Here is a 2,009-nt window from a genome sequence, read left to right as displayed (position 1 = left end):
CCGCCCGCACCTGGCGCGCGTTCGACGTCGGCGCCGACGGCCGCGTCCTCGCCGGTGACGACACCTCCGGGTCGGTGCAACTCGTCGAGCTCAGCCCCGACGGCGAGCGGACGACCCTCACCGCCCTCCCCGGCGCGTGCTCGGGCCGCTACCTCAAGGGCGTCTCACCGCGCACCGTCGTGGTCTCCCACGACTCCGCCGGCGACGAGCGCGCGCAGCTCTCCCTCCTGCGCCCCGACGACGTCGAGCACCCGCTGGGTGAGGACGACCTCGAGCCCCTCGTCCGCGACCCCGCCTTCATCCACTCCCTCGCCGAGGTCCTCGAGGGCGGGCGCGTCGTCTACGCGACGAACCGCCGCAACGGCGTCGACTTCGACCTCGTACTGCGCGACGTGTCGGCCGCCACCGAGACGGTCCTCTACGACGGCGGGGGCATGGTCGGCGGCGCGGCCGTCGCCCCGGACGGCTCCCGCGCGCTGATGACCCGCCCCGGGACCCCCGCGATGAGCTCGCAGGTGCTGCTGCTCGCAGGAGCCGACACCCGCGAGGTCACCCCGGCCGACGAGCCCGCCCTGTTCGGCGGCCTGCAGTGGCTGCCCGACTCCTCGGCCGCGGTCGTCACCACCAACACCGGCCGCGACCGCACCGGGATCGCCCGCCTCGACCCGGACACCGGTGCGCTCGACTACCTCGTCACCGACGACGCCCACGACGTCACCGGACGCCTCTCCCCCGACGGCGCGCACCTGCTCGTCGTCACCGACGACGACGGCGCCTCCCGGCTCGCGATCCACGACGCGGTGACCGGCGAGCACCGCGTGGACGTCGTCACCCCCGGCGTCGGGGTCGCCGACTACCTCACCGTGCCGCGGTGGTCGGCCGACTCACAGGGCCTGGCGCTGACGTGGACCTCCCCCACGGTGCCGGCGGACGTCGTGCTCGTCGACGCGCGCACCGGGCGCACGGGGACCGTCGCCTCCTCGGCCGGCGACCTCGAGGGCCTCGAGCTGGTCACGCCCACCAGCGTCGGCGTCCCGACCCCCGACGGCGAGACGGTGCCGTGCTTCGTCTACGCCCCGGACGCACCGACCGGGTCGAGCGTGCTGATCGTGCACGGCGGGCCCGAGGGCCAGTCCGTGCGCTCGTTCTCCCCGGTCGTGCAGGCGCTCGCCGCCCAGGGGCACACGGTGCTCGTGCCGAACGTCCGCGGGTCGGTCGGCTACGGGAAGCGCTGGTACTCCCTCGACGACGTCGAGCGCCGGCTGGACTCCGTCGCCGACCTCGCCGCGATCCACGACTTCCTGCCCTCGCTCGACCTCGACCCGGCGCGGTCGGCGCTCTGGGGCGGGTCGTACGGCGGGTACATGGTGCTCGCCGGCGTGGCGTTCCAGCCGGAGCGCTGGGCCGCGGGCGTCGACATCGTCGGGATCTCGTCGCTGGTCACGTTCCTGGAGAACACCTCGCCGTACCGGCGGGCCCACCGCGAGCGGGAGTACGGCTCGCTCGAGCGCAACCGTGAGTTCCTCGAGTCCGCCTCGCCGCTGAACCGGATCTCCGACGTGCGCGCGCCGCTGTTCGTCATCCACGGCCGCAACGACCCGCGGGTGCCGCTCTCGGAGGCCGAGCAGGTCGCGGCGGCGGTCCGGGAGAACGGCGTCGACGTGGAGCTGGTGGTCTACGACGACGAGGGCCACGGCCTCGCGAAGCGGGTCAACCGGCTCGACGCCTACCCGCGTGCGATCGACTTCCTCGGGCGGGTCCTGGGCTGACACCCGCCGAGGGGCACACTGCGCATGATCAACGGCACGCGGACGCGCCTCACGTGCTCCTGATCAACCGCTCCGGCGGGAGCAGAGCGCTCGAGCGACTAGCGCCCGTCGACCCGCCGCGCGCCGAGCTGCTCGGTGAGCAGCTCCATGACGATGTCGTCGGGGTCGCGACGGACCACCGGCTCGCCCGATCCCGGCTCGGCGTGTGCCTCGGCGTACATGTCCTCCTCGGTGACCTCC

At 74.3% G+C, this 2,009-nt stretch carries 1 protein-coding gene; it reads left to right on the top strand.

Features of this window, described 5'->3' with window-relative positions; translation table 11 throughout:
- Nucleotides 1-1,769, top strand: a 1,769-nt coding sequence (locus AC0CYZ_RS05210; protein WP_472213010.1) for a S9 family peptidase, incomplete at its 5' end; no start/stop codon positions are given.
- Between the last annotated feature and the right edge of the window lie 240 nt (nucleotides 1,770-2,009).

The organism is Actinomycetospora sp. (genome assembly GCF_055612215.1).
Note: the sequence above shows the minus strand (reverse complement) of the source record. Positions and strands in the feature narration are given on the sequence as shown.